Here is a 17,903-nt window from a genome sequence, read left to right as displayed (position 1 = left end):
CGCTAAAACGGTGTTGCCCCGCTGGTGAAATTGGCAGACACGCTAGACTTAGGATCTAGTGCGCAAGCGTGGGGGTTCAAGTCCCTCGCGGGGCACCAAATCTTTCCGCAGGAAAGATTCTTTCAATCTTTCTTCTCTGATCGAAGAGTAATTAAAGCTGACTGAGTAAGTCGGCTTTTTTTATGTCCAAAATCTACCGCCACCGTGGCGGTAATGCGCGATGCAGAACCGAATCGGTTTTTAAATGCGTCAATGGCTCTCACTAATTCCGTTGTATTGAATTTAAATTGGATCCGGCTGTCGAAAGACACGGAGGCGTTTTATCGGGGCGAAGCTATGATTATGGAGCATGAAATTTGGTTTCGTTCTTACTTTCATTTTCATTCTTGCTGGTGCAGTACAGGCGGCGTCTTTGCCTTGTGTGGGAACTTACAAGGTTGCGGTTAATGAGTCGGAGCCGCTTTATTTTCGGGATGGGAATGCACAACGGTTTATCGGTGCTAGTCAGGATGTATTGAATGAATTGGCTGTAAGAACCGGGTGTAGGTTTTCGGTCGCTTCATTGAATCGCACGCGATTGATTTCTGAGTTGAAGTCTTTTCGGATTGATTTGATTGTTGTGACTATTAAAAATCCGGTTTTTGATGAGCTTGCTGGTTTTATTCCTATGGAATCTATTCAGCGGGAAGCATTGGTTACTGTCGAATCGGGCAGTAAATATAAAACTGTCGCTGATTTGATTAAAGACCCTCAGATTCATTTTTTGATATTGCCCGCGTTGAGCGTTTTTTTCACTAAGGAAGAATCTGTCAAACTTAGAAAAGAGGGACGCTTTATAACGGCGACGTCCATTCAAAATTCTTACGAAATTTTGCGACGAACAACGCAGACGGCGGTGGTTCAGGGTGATTGGGTGAACAGTTACTATATTAATACCATGAACCTGACGGGGAACTATCTCAGAGTCCTTGATCCCTCCAAGGCTTTTGAGGTCGGAATTTACTATCGATCCAACATCGACAATCAGAAAGATTTAAACGCCATCAAACAGGCACTCGGCAATATGGTCTCCGATGGAACGTGGAAGAAAATTACCGAACGCTACGGAAATTTTAAAACCAAAAAACCAACACGAAAATAGAATTATATTTCTAAGAAAATAGGGTCTGGATACAAGCTGGTAAACAGCTAAAACTTTGCTTGGGGCATTCTTCTGTGGAAAAATTGTCCAAAGTGGAGTGGTAATGTCACGATTGAATAAGAAATTGGAAAGCTGGGCTTCGCAAGGGTTGATCACTCAGGTTCAGGCGAATTCTATCGCTGCGTATGAAGATTCATTGCCTCGAACGAATTGGACCATGATTGGTGTCAGTCTGTTGGCGATTGGAACTGTCTGTTTAGGCATTATTTCCTTGATCGCTTATAACTGGCATTTGATTTCTGATGCCATTAAGTTAACGGCAGGCTTTTCCATTCTTTTTGTTACGGCAGGATTTATTGTTCGCAGTTCTACGAAAAACTATTCAAAACTTGTGCATGATGGACTGGTTGCATTTTTTATTCTGTTTTGTTTTGCGATGATTGGTCTCATCGCACAGATTTACAATCTTAAAGGCGATGATTACAAGACGGGGCTATTGTGGTCCGCGATGACTTTACTGGTTGTCAGCTCTGCATCTCATTTTCTTATTCCTTATTTTTGGACTTCGATTTTTATGCTGTCACTGGCCGTGGGATGTTGGCAGTGGCCGCCGCTGAAAGAATCTTTGGATTCAAGATTCTCGCTGTTTTTATTCCTTTCCGGATTTCTTGCTGTGGTGCTTAGAAGCTTTTTCCGAGGTGCGCTTCTGCAGAAATCAATCGAAGGTGTCGTTCTGTTTCTTTTTGTGTTTGCGTCTTTTATAATGTCCTATGGAGTATTTGGCGAATACAACGCCACGATTACCTTGGCGAAGATATGGCCACATTTCCTGTTAGTCGCATTGATCGCTTTCACAATGCATTTCGAGCCATCAATTAAGCGTTCCCATAAAACGATGGGACTTTTAATTCTTTCAATTCTGGCCTTCAATACGTGGCTTGAGATTTATTCTCCAGGCATGCGCACGCTTCAGGCGGTTATGGGAATTATTTGTTTTGTCGCTTGGGCCATTATCTTTTTCGCTGCCGATCAACGTAAGCTCTATCATCTGATGTTCGTCCTTACAGCTATCAAAATATTTGAAATCTTCGTTCGCGAAGCCAATAGTCTTATCTCTGCCGGTGTTGGATTGATCTCGGCGGGGGCGATTGTCATGCTTACTGCCTATGCTTGGAATAGCAAAAAGGATATTCTTGAACGCCGTTTGCAGGAGTATATCAAATGAAGAAAATGATCGCTGCTGTCGCAATTCCTTGTGTGGTTTTGTTGTCCCTGGCTCTTTATAATCAGCATTTCATTATGACGGGGCCGGTTTTTGAATTTGAAATCGAAGGCTATGATCCGCGTGATATTTTAGCCGGTCATTATCTGCGCTTCCGTATTAAGTATGCCACTGACACGAAATGTACCATTTCTTATGGGCCGGCAAATATGTGCCTGAAACCACAGCAAAGAGTGATGGAAGGTGATGACGTCGCCGGATGTGAAAACTGGATCGCGGGTCGATGTGAAAATGCACTTTTTAGAGACGATTTGGATCGTTTCTACATTCCACAAGACAGATCGCTATTGCTGGAATCCCAATTGATCGCGGGGCACGCTTCCGTGCAGGTTGTTGTGGGAAAAGGAAATGCACTGATCAAAGATCTTCTTGTAAACGGTAAACCTTGGACAGACGTGCAGAAAAACCAATCAAAGTAACTTGTTGTTATTGGAATTGAGCCGCCCGCTCGGGAGTGAATTGTGTTTTTGCATCCCATCGAAATTTCCGATCATTGATGACGGGCGGGGTTTAAACTTTATATTATTAGGTTTAAGCGGTGAGGGAAGTTTATATGCGAAATCAATGGTCATTCTGGATTGTAGCTTTGGTCTTGGGAATTCAACTGTCAGTGAGCACTGCCATTGCCGTGAGCTTTGAAGGTGATACGGGCATCACGAAAGAGCAATTGGTAGAATCCATTAAAAAAAGCACTTCGTTAAATGACGAGCAGATCGAATCACTGATCCAAACTTTATCAACGCAGTTTAAGCTGGGACCAGAACAGCGCATTCCAATTAAGGGCTATTTGTATGCGGCTGGAATGAATGGCGCGATGCTAGTGGATCATGATGTTTGGTATTTTGATGCAAACTTAGTGGATCCGGCGACTCAACAGATCGTTAAAATTCCTGAACTGTTCCTGTGTGACTTTCATAATGGCGGATTGAAATTTGAAGTGGCCTATAAGTGGATGTTCACTTTCATTCCCAGTGGTGTGAACGTCGATGAACTTAACGGCGGTCTTTATGGGCGAGGCGTCGGCGTTGTTGCTGATGCATTCCTAGGCGCTGAAGGTTCCTGGTTGCCTGCGCAAAACCGCCCGCACGATATTTTCCATGTGGCTTTAAAACTTGGTTTTGGTGGCGGAATCGTCTTCCCGAAAATGGAGTTCAAGCTTCGTCAAATCAAAGATGGAAAAGATGAAAAGCGCTAGTTAAAAATCAGGCCGTCTTTTTTCGCTTTGAAAGTCTTTTGCAGCACTAGTCGCCACTCCTCAAAAGACAGCGGTGTATAGCCGCGGTCTTTCTGCCATCCATAACCCCAGCGATAACTTGTGTGAAATTTCGGCGAGCCACCCATGCGCACGGCATAGTAGTAAGCTTCTGCAACTTTGGGATAGCCTTTGTCTTCAATGCAAACTTTAAGTTCCTGGTCAGCGTGCAGGCGCTCGTCTGAAGTGCCACCGCGCCAATAAGCGACGTCGTGTCTCACACAGCAATCCAGAAATACTTCAGGATCGTTGACCCAATCACCGTCGGGACTTCTGCTGCAGCCATCAGTGGTAAAGTCATTAAGCTCATTGGCCATCGCTGGGTGCGCGAAACCCATAAAAACTAAGAATAAAATCGTAATGGAAGCTTTCATGACAGACCTCGATTTACTGACAGCGCTCTTCGATGGCGTTCATGATAGTGATTAGTTTTTGCGGAGGATTTTTTACCTGCCATTGCCATCTGAAATCACGGCAGTCCTGCCATTTAGGAAAAACCATACGACCGAAGTTTTCGCTGCCATCATCCTTTTGCAGGCGATCGTAAACGATGTCCTGAATTCCCTTATAGGTACTTAGGGGCAGGATCTGTCTGGAAATCAAATCCAAAGTCACTTCAACACTGGTCACGAAACCGATCTGGCCAGGCAATGTCGGATACTTAGATTCACCCAAGCTGGAATAGGCTTCGCGAATGTAGGACACAGCTGGAATGTCTGGGAATTCCTTGGTCATCTGATCATACACAATCGTATCAAACTGACCATTGTCGCCAAAGAAGATAACCAGATCTGGATGTTCATACTTCAGAAGTCCGCGAATTACTTTTTGCTTAAGTTCTGGATCTTGTTTGATGCCGCTGTTCATGTGCAGCTTCGTAACCGGGAAGCCGTTTTCTTCAAGAAAGTCAGAATGCTGCTCGTTCATAAGCGCTTTAGGAGCCAGGCTGACATAGTGGAATTCGATATCAGAAATATTGTTTTGCAAGGCCTGGTAAATCTCGGCCATACCCACAAAGCGGCTGTCGTCGTCAAAAAAAGACCCTGCCGAGCGGGATTTTGAAAGGATGTTGGAGACCTTGATCGTGTCATCGATATCAGAGATCACCAGCGTTTTTGCCTGGGAAACGGATCCAATCAACAACAGAGAAACTAGTAACATTTTGTTCACGGGACCTCCCATAGTTGTCCAACATTTTGACAAGCATGCAGAAGTTTCCTGAGGGGAAACGGCATTCATGTATTTAAATGAACAGACCTACGGGAGTCAGAAAAGCAATTGCTGTGCCGGAGAAGGGTTACTTGATAGTCAGTTCCACTGGAACACGAAGCTCGTTGGAAACTTTTTGTAGATCAGGAGGGAGCTCAATAAGGGCGCCTCGTGGAATCTCCTGTTGAATTTTAAATTTATGCATCCAAGCCAGGAACTCACGGTCTGGTCCACGGCAAATCATCTGGCGGTCTTTGCCTTTTTCTTTCAGCGTATCACCGACAACGCGGGCAGCGTGAATTGGAGCGGGCTTGGTTTTTCGCACCAACAGATAGCTGGTCGTCAAAGTGCGGTTCTTCATAGGAAGCTGCTCTTCCATCGACAAAAACCATTTAGGCGCATCGAAATGAATTCGATCGTGGCACCAGTCCGTTTTTGACTGAGTCAGCAACGGGCAAGGACCTTCATGAGTGCATGGTGCCCAGACGTGAAAACCTTTTTCCAAAAGCTTCGTGCGAACTTGCATGAGCTTTCTGCCGTCTTGTTGAGTCGAGGGCTCTGCAATCATAAGGGCTTCGCAGTCATAGGCCCAATCAGGTAAGTCAGAAAGTTCCGTCAAAGAATAAGAAAACAAAGCTAATGTTTTCCCAGGATTCTTGATTTTTGATTTATTGATCGTGCGAATCCACTCTTCGGATTTAAAGAAAGGAAAATACTTTTCGATCAGTCGTTGAGGCTCTGCTGCGCGTTCGATCAACGTGTATTTCAAATTCTGGGATTCAGAAAGACTTAAAGATGCTGTCGCAAGACCCGCTCCGAAATCCATGACTTCTTCCAGATCTTGAAAGAATCCGCGTTTTTCACCCTCGGCGATAACTGCTCGCAGGCGGGCTGCATTTAACGGAAGGTAGTAACAAAGATATGCAACCTGCGCCCAGGATTCGTGCCACGGTGTTTGGCCTTCAGGCTCATTGATAAAGAAATCAGACAAAGCCAAAACGCATTTCGCCAGTTCCTTGGAATCATTCAGGGAAAGCTTATAGTCGGCAAGTGCTTGCGCAATGGCCGTTTCAAAATTTGCGGGTACAGAGAAATGTCTTTGCATGGATGGCGGGATTCTACAGAGTATTCAGGGCTTTTAGCAAATCTTCGACTTGGATTTCTTCCATCGCGTGGTCGTAAGGGGGATTTTCGTTCTTAGATACGAAAATTTTTACATTTTCCCCGCGGGCAGCCCAGCGGCGTGGGTGCTGAACACGGATGGGCGAGTAAAGACCCAAAACCGGTGCCCCCAGGGAAGCTGCCATGTGCGCAACTCCTGTACTCGGTACCACCACAGCTTTGGAGTTTTTTAGAATCGTGAAAAGCTCTGTTGGCTTTAACTGATTCTGTAAATTCACGACTTGGGTATCGTTTTTAAAGCGAGCTTTGATCGCCGTTAAAAAAGGCTCGTCGGCAGGTGTGCCGGTCAAAGCCACCTTTGCAAACGGAGTGATCTGTTCAATCAAAGAAATATAACGATCTGTCGGCCAGTTCAGTGCTGATCCTGCCATGCCGGCGTGGACTACAACATAATTTTTCTCGGTCAACTCGTGCTTGGCAAGAAGCTCAGGGTTATTCGCAACTACCAATTTCAAAACCGGTGTCGGCTCTTTGGATTTTTCATCCAAAGCATAACGAAGCAAATCCATGTTGTAGTCTGCTTCGTGCTGGGTAGCCTGGCTGCGACGTTGGCGCAGACCTCTATTTAAAAACAAAAAACTGTGCCATTGGGATTTTACTCCCGCGCGAACTTTCACACCCTCTGTCCATAAAGCGAAACTCACCCACCAGGGGGCTTGAAAGCTTACGGCAACATCTGGTTTAAATTCGCGAATAAAAGCACGCAGAGTTTGCAGGGAAGCTTTCCAATCGTCTTTGGAAAGCTCAATGAAGGAACGTTTGGGATCAGCATTGTCAGGAACAAATCCCAAGCCTTTTGCGATAACCCATTTCACTTCACAGTTAGACAAAAATGAAGCCTGATCCACACACATCGTGGAAATCAAATCGCCGATTTTGTCTAAACGTATAAGTAAAACTCGCTTCATTGCTTCCTTAAAGTGCGCCGCAGATATTGAATGCGGCGCATACGTAAACAGGACCTGGCACCTATTAGCGGTACTCTTCGATCGAAGGGCAAGAACAGATGAGGTTGCGGTCGCCGTAGGCGTTGTCCACGCGGCCGACCACTGGCCAGAACTTGTTCGTGCGCAACCACTCAACCGGATAAACCGCTTCTTCGCGAGAGTACGGATGATTCCATTCAGGTTTCATCATCATCTGCGCTGTGTGCGGAGAATTCTTCAGAGCGTTGTTTTCCTTATCCATCTTGCCAGACTCAACCGCCGCGATTTCAGCGCGGATGGAAAGCATAGCATCGATGAAACGATCCACTTCCTGTTTTGGTTCAGATTCAGTTGGCTCAATCATCAATGTGCCGGCCACCGGGAAGGACATTGTCGGAGCATGGAAACCGTAATCGATCAGACGTTTTGCAACGTCAGTCACGTCAATGCCAGATGCTGTCTTGATATCGCGAACGTCGATGATGCATTCGTGGGCTACGTAACCGCTTTTGCCTTTGTAAAGAACCGGGTAGGCCTTTTCCAATTTTTTAGCGATGTAGTTCGCTGACAAAATCGACACAAGCGTCGCCTTACGAAGACCTTCAGCACCCATCATTGTGATGTACGCCCAAGAAATCGGAAGGATCGAAGCTGAGCCCCAAGGAGCGGACGTCGTTGAAGTGATCCCGTTTGCAGGACCGGCTTCAGGAATAACAGAATGCTTCGGCAAGAACTCTTTCAAGTGCGCGCCGACACCGATAGGACCCACACCCGGACCGCCACCACCGTGAGGAATCGCGAATGTTTTATGCAAGTTCATGTGGGAAACGTCAGCACCGAAAGTACCTGGGCGGCACATACCAACCAGGGCATTCATGTTCGCTCCGTCCATGTACACCTGACCGCCGTTTGCGTGAACGATATCGCAGATTTCTTTGATACCTTCTTCGTAAACACCGTGAGTGGATGGATATGTGATCATCAACGCAGACAAGTTGTCTTTGTGTTGTTCTGCTTTGGCTTTTAGATCAGAAATTTCAACGTTACCCAAATCGTCGCAGTTAACCACAACAACCTGCATACCCGCCAATGCCGCAGACGCTGGGTTTGTTCCGTGCGCAGAGGAAGGAATCAAGCAGATGTTTCTGTGGCCTTGACCACGGGACTGGTGGTACTTGCGAATTACCAATAGACCCGCGTATTCACCTTGAGAGCCTGCATTTGGTTGCAAGCTAACTGCTGCGAAACCCGTGATATCGCAAAGTTTATTCTCAAGATCTTTGATCATTTCGATCAAACCTGAAGTTTGAGTAACCGGAGCAAACGGGTGAAGTTTGCTGATCTCTGGCCATGAAACCGGAACCAATTCTGTCGTTGCATTCAATTTCATCGTGCAAGAACCCAATGGAATCATTGAGTGAGTCAAAGTGATGTCTTTGTTTTGCAAGTGGTGGATGTAACGAAGAAGTTCCGTCTCGCTGTGATGAGAGTTGAACACTGGGTTTGTCATGAATGCAGATTTACGGGACAACTCAGCTGGAATTTCCAGTTTCAAAGTGTCGTCGATCGCAAGACAATCAAAGGCTGCTTTGTTGCCGCCATTGAACGCCATCCAAACTGTTTCAACGTCAGTCAATGTGACAGTCTCGTTCAAAGAGATGCCCAAAGTCTTGTCGTTGATTTTTCTGAAGTTCATGCCCAGGTCTTCAGCTTGCGCTAAAATTCCCTCAGCGTTGTCAGAAGTAACTGTGATCGTGTCAAAGAACGCGTTCTTGGAAACGTTGTAACCAAGCTTGGACAGTCCGTCTGCCATGATTGCCGTCAGGCGGTTCACGCGTTGAGCGATTTTCTTAAGACCTTCAGGTCCATGGTAAACCGCGTACATGGAAGCCATGTTCGCTAAAAGAACCTGAGCGGTACAGATATTCGAAGTCGCTTTTTCACGACGGATGTGTTGCTCGCGAGTTTGCAAAGCCAAACGCAACGCTTGTTTGCCTTGAGAGTCTACAGAAACGCCCACCAAGCGGCCTGGCATCATGCGCTTGTAAGCGTCTTTCGTTGCCAGGAAGGCTGCGTGAGGACCGCCGTAACCCAATGGTACCCCGAAACGTTGGGAGTTGCCGACAACGATGTCAGCGCCCCACTCGCCCGGAGGAGTAAGTAGAGTCATCGCCAAAAGATCCACGCTGGCTACAACGTGCGCGCCCTGGTCTTTGTATTTTTTTGCAAGATCCGCGTAGTTTTCAACTGCACCTTCAGTATCAGGATACTGGAAGAACACACCGAACGCCGGTTTTGCAAAATCGTAAGTCGCAGGATTAGTCACGATCATCTCAAGTCCCAATGGCTCCGCACGAGTGCCCAGAACTTCGATCACGTGAGGATGCATTTTATCGGAAACTACAAACGCGTTTGCTTTGGTTTTGCAAAGTGCGTGAGCCATGAACATCGCTTCCGCAGCAGCAGTTCCCTCATCCAGCAAAGATGAATTTGAAATCTGCATACCTGTCAGGTCTGCCACCATCGTTTGGAAATTCAAAAGCGCTTCCAAGCGACCTTGTGCGATTTCCGCCTGGTAAGGAGTGTAGGCTGTGTACCAAACTGGATTTTCAAAAATGTTTCTTTGAATGATTGTTGGCGTGATGGTGTCGTGGAAACCCATTCCGATATAGGATTTCATCACCTTGTTTTTTGAAACCATGGATTTCAAATGATTCAACAAACCGAATTCAGAAATGCCGGGGCCTACGCCGTCGAATTTGTGCTCGGTGCGAATTTGGGAAGGAATAATTTTGTTGGCAAGATCTTCCAAAGAAGCAAAACCAAGTTCTTTCAACATCTCCTGGATGTCGGAATCGCTAGGGCCGATATGGCGTGGGATGAATTCATTTCTTGGAGATAAATCGTCGATTTTCATATACACCTCAATAACGCAAAAGAGCCTAGCACAAGCGGCTTTCCGGTTAAAGCTTTGTGGGAGAAGCGACCGCGCTAATGCAAAGCAATATAGTTGCCTATTTTAAAGCATTCCACGGGCATTGGGGGAATTAGTTTGCAGAGGAGAACTCGGCTTCGCAGTCCGAGATGATCTTTTTGGCATTGGCGCCGTTTTGGCAGGCCTTGATCCAACTTCTGGCCAGTTCCAGACGGTCATTTTCGGCTTTAAAGGATTCCAGACGTTGGGAAATGGTCGGGAGCTGAGTCAGTAAGGTCGATTCCACCTGTAGCGTCAGTAGGACCTTATTCTTATTACTCAGAGTGTCTTTGTTCAGAATGTCCTTCAAAAGATCGCGGACAGAGTCAGGAACGACCTTAGAAGCAACCGACATCTGCCATAGCTTAAAGCGAAAGCGGGGATCTTTGAGGGCGCGGTTACCTGCGGTTTTATAGAAGGTCGTAAGATAGGCGGTGCGCTCGTTGATCAGCTGGTCCTGATCCAGTTCGCTGGGGTTGCAAAGTGTTTTGCAAAACGGAGGCATGTTCTTGTTTTCCAGGATTTGCTTTAGAGAGTTGAAGGATTCAAGCTCCAGCACATAGCCTTCGCCGATTTTCATCACTTCTTGCAGATTGTGATTCTGCTTCTGCTCTTCGTGGAGGTTGTTCAGCACGTAATAAGTAACTCCTCCCACAGCAGTGAGAGTGGTCACGATACTGACTGCGATAAATATGGCGGTGTATTTTGCTGCAACTTTAAGAACCTTCATGCAGTACACATCATACTCAATGGTTGATGGGAGCTCAATGACTCGAGCGTCAGGACCAACGAAGGTCTAATTGCATTTCTGGTGTTTATAAAGGGTCGCGACTTCGGCCGGGGAAAGTACGGTATTCCAAACGGCGAATTCGTCCATCTTACCGTTGAAAGCTACTGTTGCTGGATTCGATGTCGTACTTGCTGGAACGCCAGTAAGATATAGCGGATAAGCTGCATCAGAGTTCACAGTTCCTGTGCCGGCTTGTCTCCAGTTGTAACCGCCGTAGCTCGCGTAATTGGCACAACCGGCTGTGATGCGAGGATCGGCAGCACCAGTGTACGATAGCTCTGTTCCATCCATATATATTTTTGCTGACGTTGCAGCCGAAGTTCCATCCCAGGTAACGACGATGTGGTGCCAACTGCTTGCAAAATAAGTGGAGTTAATCGGGCAAGTGAACAATTGCATGTTGTTGGTGGCATGAACCTTAATAAAGCCAAACTGGCCGGTGGTTTCTAGAATAAAGTAATACCCACGGCTGCCGTTACTGTCGCTTTTATAAAAGAAGCGTTGGTTATTTCCAGAAGGCATCGCCATGTTCACCCAAAAACTCCAGGTGCCAGCGGCCATGTCAGTGATACCCGCCGAGGTGCCGGCATTGATAATGTCATTGGCATTTCCCGTTGCTGAAAGACTTTGACGAAGATTCGCCAAGGGACTTGGAGCTGCCGCATGATTTGAATAGGTCAGAGTTGAAGATGCGATGGTTGCTGTAGCATCTACACCAGGAACAACCCCGGTTAATGTTGCGCCATTTGCAATGGTACCTGAGCCATCAAAATTAAATAACATCTGCAAGTTGGTATTTTTAGGAAGCCACGCTGATCTGTAAAGAGGAACGCAGCGACCCGAATTCCCAGTAGTGCCGGAATCAACCAACGCGCGTGTTTGATGGCCAAGTTGGGCATAAGTAAAAGAGGGTAATAGCAATACCCATACGACAAATGATTTCATTATTGATATCCCGTCGCCCAAGTGATCACGCAATCCCAGTTCGCACCATTTGAAAGAGTCAAAATGTTGTAAGTCGACCAGGTTCCACTGATAGTTGCCGCATTTGGTGGAAGGAATTTGGAAGTCGTACAGCCCGTAAATGTATAAGTGCGTGAAGTTGTATCTTTGATCACCAGTGTATAGTTACCACCATTAGTCATGTTGGAAAGAGTGATCGCTGTGCCTCCAACCGCTGAGAGAACTGCTGTGTTACTTGTCGCTAAGTTGACCGTAGCACCAGAAAGAGAATTCGGAGTACTGACGATGGTACCGGCTACCTCAAGTTTTGTATTCGAAGATGGGCTGGTGGTATTAATCCCCACCCTTTGAGCAATGGCCACGATACTGCCGGTGGTGACGGTAGCAATTGGGTAACCGATTGCCACTGTATTAGTGTGACCACTGATTCCCATATGTTCTGTATAAGTGCTTGTGTTTGTACCAAACACGATATTTGGCGCCGGATTTGTCGCGGCCCAACCAGAGTAAACGGCTCCGATGAATGCATCGCCGGGTCCATTGCCACCAGCAACTTTAAAATTCATGAAAGCGCCACCTGGATTGCTCCAGCTACTGTTGTTATTATTATATAGTTGAAGTCCATAGCCTCCAGCTCCAGGAACTACCCCTTGGGCATAGCTGACAGAGTCTGTGAAAGTGAGATTTAAGTTTCTCGAAAGGGCTCCAGAAGTTCCAATACCAACTTTACCAGCCGTATCAATTGTCATTCGGTCTGCATTGTTGGTTTTAAACGTTAATGTATTATTGTCATTGGTTCCAAGAGTTGCTGCTGCGCCGAACGAATTGCCGCCATTGGAGAATACTCCGGTTACAGTAGGTGCCTGACAGCCCCAGCCAGAAGCAGTCCAGGTCGGAACGTGTCCTACAGTAGCGCAGGCGAAGTCATAGAATTTTCCAGTGGAGTCTTTTAAAACCATATTTGTAGTGGCGGTACTTACACCGGTAAAATTCATGTTAGTACCCAAGATCGTACCGGAAGCGATTTTACCAGTAGTGACAGCACCGTTGGCAATGGTCGCAGCTGCTGAACCCGGACCTGAAGCTGTTACATCACCAGTTAACGCAGTGATATAGTTGCCTGCAGCTTGTTTTGCAGCGAAAGAGTCGTAATCCGTTTTGCTTAATAGACCCGCAGTTACGCTGGAAGCGGAAGCCATCGGGATATTCAGTGTATGAGCAGAACCCGCAGAAGACCAAGCAGGAGCCGTACCTGAAGTACCTGGCGTAGCAAAAGTTTGCGTCGCAGTCGTTAAGCCATTTAGAGAGCTAATAGCTCCACCTACTGAACCCACAACTTTAACCGCACTACCATCCCAATACTTCACAACATTCGAGGTGGTGTTGAACCAGGTTTTACCTTTACTTGTAGCGTTCCAACCAGCGATCAAAGTTGCTTCGGTAGCATCTGTGTAATTACCCAGTCCCAAAGAACCAGTCATTACGTCGCCAGCCTTGTTTACCGGAGTATAAGTAAGGGCTGTAGTAATATCACTTGCTGCTAAATCTGCACCCGTAGTTACGCGACCTTTAACGTCGACAGTCACTTTCGTGTACGTGCCAGCTGTGGCTACAGTTGCAAGAGTCAATGCACCCGCATTTGAAATCGTGGCATCACCACTCATCGCAACTGCAGTTGCTGCGTTAGATCCATTACCAATCCACATTGAACCGTTCGCCAACGAAGGTAAAAGCGCGGTTGGAGCCTGACAAGCAAAGCCTGAAGCTGTCCAAGTTGGAATGTGTCCAGCCGTGGCACAAGTGAAGTTTAGGAATTTTCCAGTATTGTCCTTAAGAACGATGCCCGTAGTTGCCGCATTAGAACCTGTAAAGTCCATATCAGCACCAACGATAGTACCGTCATTAATTTTTGCACTTGTAATCGCATTGTTAGCGATAGTTGCCGCAGCAGAACCCGGACCAGAAGCCGTCACATCGCCAGTCAATGCTGTCACATAGTTGCCAGCAGCTTGTTTCGCCGCGAAAGAGTCGTAATCAGTTTTGCTTAATAGACCCGCTGTCACGCTGGAAGCAGAAGCCATCGGGATATTTAGTGTGTGAGCAGAACCCGCCGAAGACCAAGCTGGAGCTGTGCCTGTTGTACCTGGAGCTGCAAAGGTTTGTGTAGCAGTCGTTAAGCCATTTAAAGAAGCGATAGCACCGCCAACGGAACCTACAACTTTAACCGCACTGCCATCCCAATATTTTACAACGTTGGAAGTAGTGTTGAACCAAGTTTTACCTTTATCCGCAGAGTTCCAGCCTGTGATCAAAGTTGCTTCGGTAGCATCCGTGTAATTGCCCAGACCCAAAGAACCCGTCATCACATCACCAGCTTTATTCACTGGAGAGTAAGTAAGTGCTGTGGTGATATCGCCCGCTGTCAGATTTGCACCCGTAGTCACGCGACCTTTTACATCGACAGTGACTTTAGTGTAAGTACCAGCAGTCGCAACCGTTGCCAAAGTCAAAGCACCCGCATTCGACAAAGTCGCATCACCGCTCATAGTTACTGCAGTGGCAGCATTAGATGCGTTACCCACCCACATAGTGCCGTTAGCAAGGGAAGGCATTAGTGGAGTAGGAGCCTGACACGCCCAACCTGTCACCGTCCAGGTAGCAACGTGACCGGTAGTACCGCAGGCAAAATCAAAGAATTTGCCAGTGTTATCTTTGATAACCAAACCAGAAGTTGCAACGTTAAGACCCGTAAAGTCCATATCTGCACCGACGATTGTACCATTGGCGATTTTTGCACTGGTCACGGCGTTATTCGCGATAGTTGAAGCGGCGGAGCCTGGGCCTGCTGCAGTTACATCACCCGTAAGAGCAGTCATGTAATTGCCCGCTGCTTGTTTCGCAGTGAAAGCATCGTAATCAGTTTTACTTAGTAGACCTGCTATCACACCCGTATCAGCAGCCATTGGAATTTGCAGCGTATGAGCATTGCCTGCAGATGACCAAGCTGGAGCCGTACCTGTATTAGTTGCTGGAGTTGCAAAAGTTTGTGTTGAACCAGATTGACCATTCAATGAAGTCAAACCTGCACCAGAGATACCAAGAGCCTGAGCAGCAGATCCATCCCAGAATTTTACCTGGTTAGTGGAAGTATTAAACCAAGTTTTACCTTTGTCACCCGCGCCCCATCCAGCAATCAGAGTGGCTTCAGTCGCATTTGTGAAACTACCAAGACCCAAAGAGCCAGTCATCACATCACCAGCTTTATTAACTGGAGTATAAGTAAGAGCCGTTGTGATATCACCAGCGCTCAAGTTTGCACCAGTCGTTACGCGACCTTTAGCATCGACAGTAACTTTCGTATAAGTACCCGCAGTGGCAACTGTTGCCAATGTCAAAGCACCTGCATTCGACAACGTGGCATCACCACTCATAGTAACAGCTGTTGCCGCATTCGATGCATTACCGACCCACATCGTACCATCAGCTAAAGATGGAAGCAGTGGAGACGGAGCCTGACACGCAAAACCAGAAGCTGTCCAAGTAGGAACGTGACCCGCAGTACCGCAGACAAAGTTAAAGAACTTTCCAGTGTTATCTTTAATTACCAATCCAGAAGTCGCAACATTCACACCAGTGAAATCCATGTCAGCGCCAACGATGGTGCCGTCATTGATTTTAGCACTTGTGATGGCGTTATTGGCGATAGTCGCTGCCGCAGAACCAGGTCCTGTCGCAGTCACATCACCAGTAAGTGCCGTCATGTAATTGCCTGCAGCTTGTTTCGCAGCGAAAGCATCATAATCAGTCTTACTTAAAAGACCCGCAGTTACACCCGTGTCAGCCGCCATTGGAATTTGCAGTGTGTGAGCATTGCCAGCAGAAGACCATGCTGGAGCTGTTCCAGTGTTAGTCGCAGGTGTTGCAAAAGTTTGTGTTGAGCCAGATTGACCATTCAAAGAAGTCAAACCTGCGCCCGAGATCCCTAGCGCCTGAGCGGCAGAACCGTCCCAGTATTTCACTTGATTTGTGTCAGTGTTAAACCAAGTTTTACCTTTGTCAGAAGCATTCCAACCAGTAACCAAAGTGGCTTCAGTCGCATTAGTGAAGCTACCAAGACCCAATGAACCCGTCATGACATCACCAGCTTTATTTACTGGAGTGTATGCAAGGGCTGTCGTGATATCGCCAGCTGTTAAATTTCCACCAGTTGTCACGCGACCTTTAACATCGACAGTAACCTTCGTATAAGTGCCTGCAGTGGCAACAGTCGCCAAAGTCAAAGCACCTGCATTTGATAAAGTCGCATCTCCACTCATCGTAACTGCAGTGGCAGCGTTGGAACCATTACCCACCCAGATATTGCCATTCGTAAGAGAAGGCAAAAGCGGTGAAGGAGTCTGACAGGCGAATCCAGATGCTGTCCAAGTCGGAACGTCACCAGCAGTGGAGCAAGTAAAGCCTAAAAACTTACCAGTCGCATCTTTAAGTACGATTCCAGTGGTTGCACTATTTGCACCCGTGAAATCCATATTTGTGCCGAGGATTGTACCGCTGGCAATTTTGCCAGTCGTCACCGCACCGGAAGCGATTGTTGGATTTGGATAAGTACCAGTAAGATCACCACCAGCAGTTGCGCCGGACTGAAGTGCACCAGTGATGCGGGAATCATTACCTGCTGCGAACTGATTTGCTCCAGTACCTTGAAGCGAAGCGATTGTGACATCACTTGGACCTGCAGCAGAACCAGAGTTATTACCTTTTAAAGTATAAGCTGGCATGTTCGCCATTTTCGCATTGGTAACTGCGCTATTGGCAATTGTCGTTGCCGCAGAACCAGGACCAGAACCAGTTACATCACCAGTCAAAGCCGTGATCGCAGCACCTGTGGAACCAACTGCAATCGCAGCGGAGCCATTCCAGTATTTCAACTCGTTAGTTGTCGAGTTATACCAAACTTTACCACTGTCTGCGCCAGTCAAACTTGGGTCCGCAGCATTGTTGGAAACATGAAGGCTGCGATTTGCTGCCATCGTCATGTAACCAATATTAGTGATATTATTGTTAGCCATATCAATGGCGCCAGACATTGTGCCGCCAGCAAGTGGAAGCTTCGTTGCATCCGCAGTCGTCGGAGTTTGGCAGCCCCAACCCACCACAGTCCAAGTCGCAACTTGACCTACTGTCGAGCAGGCAAATTCAGCAAATTTTCCTGTAGCATCTTTGATAACGATATTTGAAGTCGCAACATTAGTACCTGTAAAATCCATGTCGCCGGAAACGATTGTGCCGTTAGCGATTTTTCCACTGGTCACAGCATCGTTGGCGATTGTTGGATTCGGGTAAGTACCACTAAGATCACCACCTGCAGAACCGCCCGGAGCGATGCCTGTGATAGTAGTTGGCGTTACAGATGTAATTCGACCTTGAGCATCGACTGCCACAACCGGAACTTGAGTTGCAGAACCATATGTACCTGCAGTAACTCCGGTATTACCCAAAGAAACTGTCACGTTACCAGAAGTACCGCCGCCAGCAAGACCGCTTCCTGCAGTGACACCCGTAATTGTCCCTGTAGAAGTGGATACACACGAAAACATTGTACCATTCCAGCTAAGTGCTTCGTTCGCGGCACACGTTGCCAGGATGTTTTTCAAAACGAAATCATTGATACTTTTATCAGCCAAAGTTTGCGCGCTGTAAGCAGTCATCGCGAATGGAACAGAACGAATAGTGCTGGAAGGGCTGATTTCCTGCCATCCGGTGCCGTCATGGAAAGAAACTTTAAGTAAGCGTTCAGAAGTGGAAGTGGCATTCCAAGTACCACCACCATGACAGAAGTAACTCACGCCATTGATAAATGAGTCAGAAAGTTTATTTGCTCCGCCGACTGCATATAGAACTGTTCCATCGCCGATCGCGATGTCGAACACGCCCTCGGAGTTTTGCATATTAACGTGTTGGCGTTCTTCAGAATACAGAACGCAAGTGCCATCGGTGGAAGTAACTTGAAAGCGGAAAGAAACGTCGTTGTAGTTAAGTGGATTTCCCAATGAATCGATAATGCGACCCTGATAGGTCAACTTCTGTGGTGAGGCGAGTGCTAAGGTGACCGTAAAAAACAGTCCTCCTAGCAGTGTTCCAGATAAGATTTTTTTACCGATTCGCATAGTACGTCCCTGTTAAA

Annotated in this window: 12 protein-coding genes and 1 tRNA gene; 5 read left to right on the top strand and 8 right to left on the bottom strand. The window is 47.0% G+C overall.

Translation table 11 applies throughout. The features are described from left to right. The first annotated feature begins 15 nt into the window (after positions 1 to 15). The 5 genes from ACLWNV_RS15095 (at position 16) to ACLWNV_RS15075 (ending at position 3,618) form a co-directional block, all read left to right on the top strand. Positions 16 to 98, top strand: a tRNA-Leu gene (locus tag ACLWNV_RS15095). Positions 99 to 349: 251 nt separating this feature from the next. Beyond that, positions 350 to 1,141, top strand: coding sequence for a transporter substrate-binding domain-containing protein (locus ACLWNV_RS15090; protein WP_413585270.1), 792 nt, complete (start codon positions 350 to 352; stop codon positions 1,139 to 1,141). Between the two features lie 103 nt (positions 1,142 to 1,244). After that, positions 1,245 to 2,366, top strand: coding sequence for a DUF2157 domain-containing protein (locus tag ACLWNV_RS15085; RefSeq protein ID WP_413585269.1), 1,122 nt, complete (start codon positions 1,245 to 1,247; stop codon positions 2,364 to 2,366). Next, positions 2,363 to 2,842: a GDYXXLXY domain-containing protein gene (locus ACLWNV_RS15080; protein ID WP_413585268.1), complete on the top strand. Its 480-nt coding sequence runs from the start codon at positions 2,363 to 2,365 to the stop codon at positions 2,840 to 2,842. Before ACLWNV_RS15085 ends, ACLWNV_RS15080 begins: the two co-directional genes overlap by 4 nt. A 134-nt stretch (positions 2,843 to 2,976) precedes the next feature. After that, a complete protein-coding gene (locus ACLWNV_RS15075) occupies positions 2,977 to 3,618 on the top strand; it encodes a hypothetical protein (protein ID WP_413585266.1) in 642 nt (213 codons plus the stop codon). Here the strand turns inward: ACLWNV_RS15075 and ACLWNV_RS15070 are convergent. The 8 genes from ACLWNV_RS15070 to ACLWNV_RS15035 form a co-directional block, all read right to left on the bottom strand. Then, on the bottom strand, positions 3,615 to 4,049 hold the full coding sequence (locus ACLWNV_RS15070; protein WP_413585265.1) for a helicase: 435 nt from the start codon (positions 4,047 to 4,049) through the stop codon (positions 3,615 to 3,617). The genes ACLWNV_RS15075 and ACLWNV_RS15070 overlap by 4 nt on opposite strands. A 13-nt stretch (positions 4,050 to 4,062) precedes the next feature. After that, entirely contained in the window at positions 4,063 to 4,836 is a 774-nt protein-coding gene (locus tag ACLWNV_RS15065) for a phosphatase domain-containing protein (protein ID WP_413587642.1), read from the bottom strand. A gap of 136 nt (positions 4,837 to 4,972) precedes the next feature. After that, a complete protein-coding gene (locus tag ACLWNV_RS15060) occupies positions 4,973 to 5,989 on the bottom strand; it encodes a small ribosomal subunit Rsm22 family protein (RefSeq protein ID WP_413585264.1) in 1,017 nt (338 codons plus the stop codon). A gap of 13 nt (positions 5,990 to 6,002) precedes the next feature. Continuing rightward, a complete protein-coding gene (locus ACLWNV_RS15055; RefSeq protein WP_413585263.1) occupies positions 6,003 to 6,974 on the bottom strand; it encodes a glycosyltransferase family 9 protein in 972 nt (323 codons plus the stop codon). Positions 6,975 to 7,038: 64 nt separating this feature from the next. Then, complete coding sequence (gene gcvP, locus ACLWNV_RS15050) at positions 7,039 to 9,909, bottom strand: aminomethyl-transferring glycine dehydrogenase (protein ID WP_413585262.1); 2,871 nt, start codon at positions 9,907 to 9,909, stop codon at positions 7,039 to 7,041. Positions 9,910 to 10,039: 130 nt separating this feature from the next. Beyond that, a complete protein-coding gene (locus ACLWNV_RS15045; protein WP_413585261.1) occupies positions 10,040 to 10,696 on the bottom strand; it encodes a hypothetical protein in 657 nt (218 codons plus the stop codon). Between the two features lie 66 nt (positions 10,697 to 10,762). Continuing rightward, entirely contained in the window at positions 10,763 to 11,701 is a 939-nt protein-coding gene (locus ACLWNV_RS15040) for a LamG domain-containing protein (protein ID WP_413585260.1), read from the bottom strand. Next, positions 11,701 to 17,886 carry a beta strand repeat-containing protein gene (locus ACLWNV_RS15035; protein ID WP_413585259.1) on the bottom strand — a complete coding sequence of 2,062 codons (6,186 nt, stop codon included), beginning with the start codon at positions 17,884 to 17,886 and terminating at the stop codon, positions 11,701 to 11,703. The genes ACLWNV_RS15040 and ACLWNV_RS15035 overlap by 1 nt, the downstream gene beginning before the upstream one ends. Positions 17,887 to 17,903: the final 17 nt, after the last annotated feature.

It is taken from the genome of Bdellovibrio sp. HCB274 (assembly GCF_047306075.1).
Lineage (GTDB): Bacteria > Bdellovibrionota > Bdellovibrionia > Bdellovibrionales > Bdellovibrionaceae > Bdellovibrio.
This window is presented reverse-complemented; position numbering and strand designations above follow the sequence as displayed.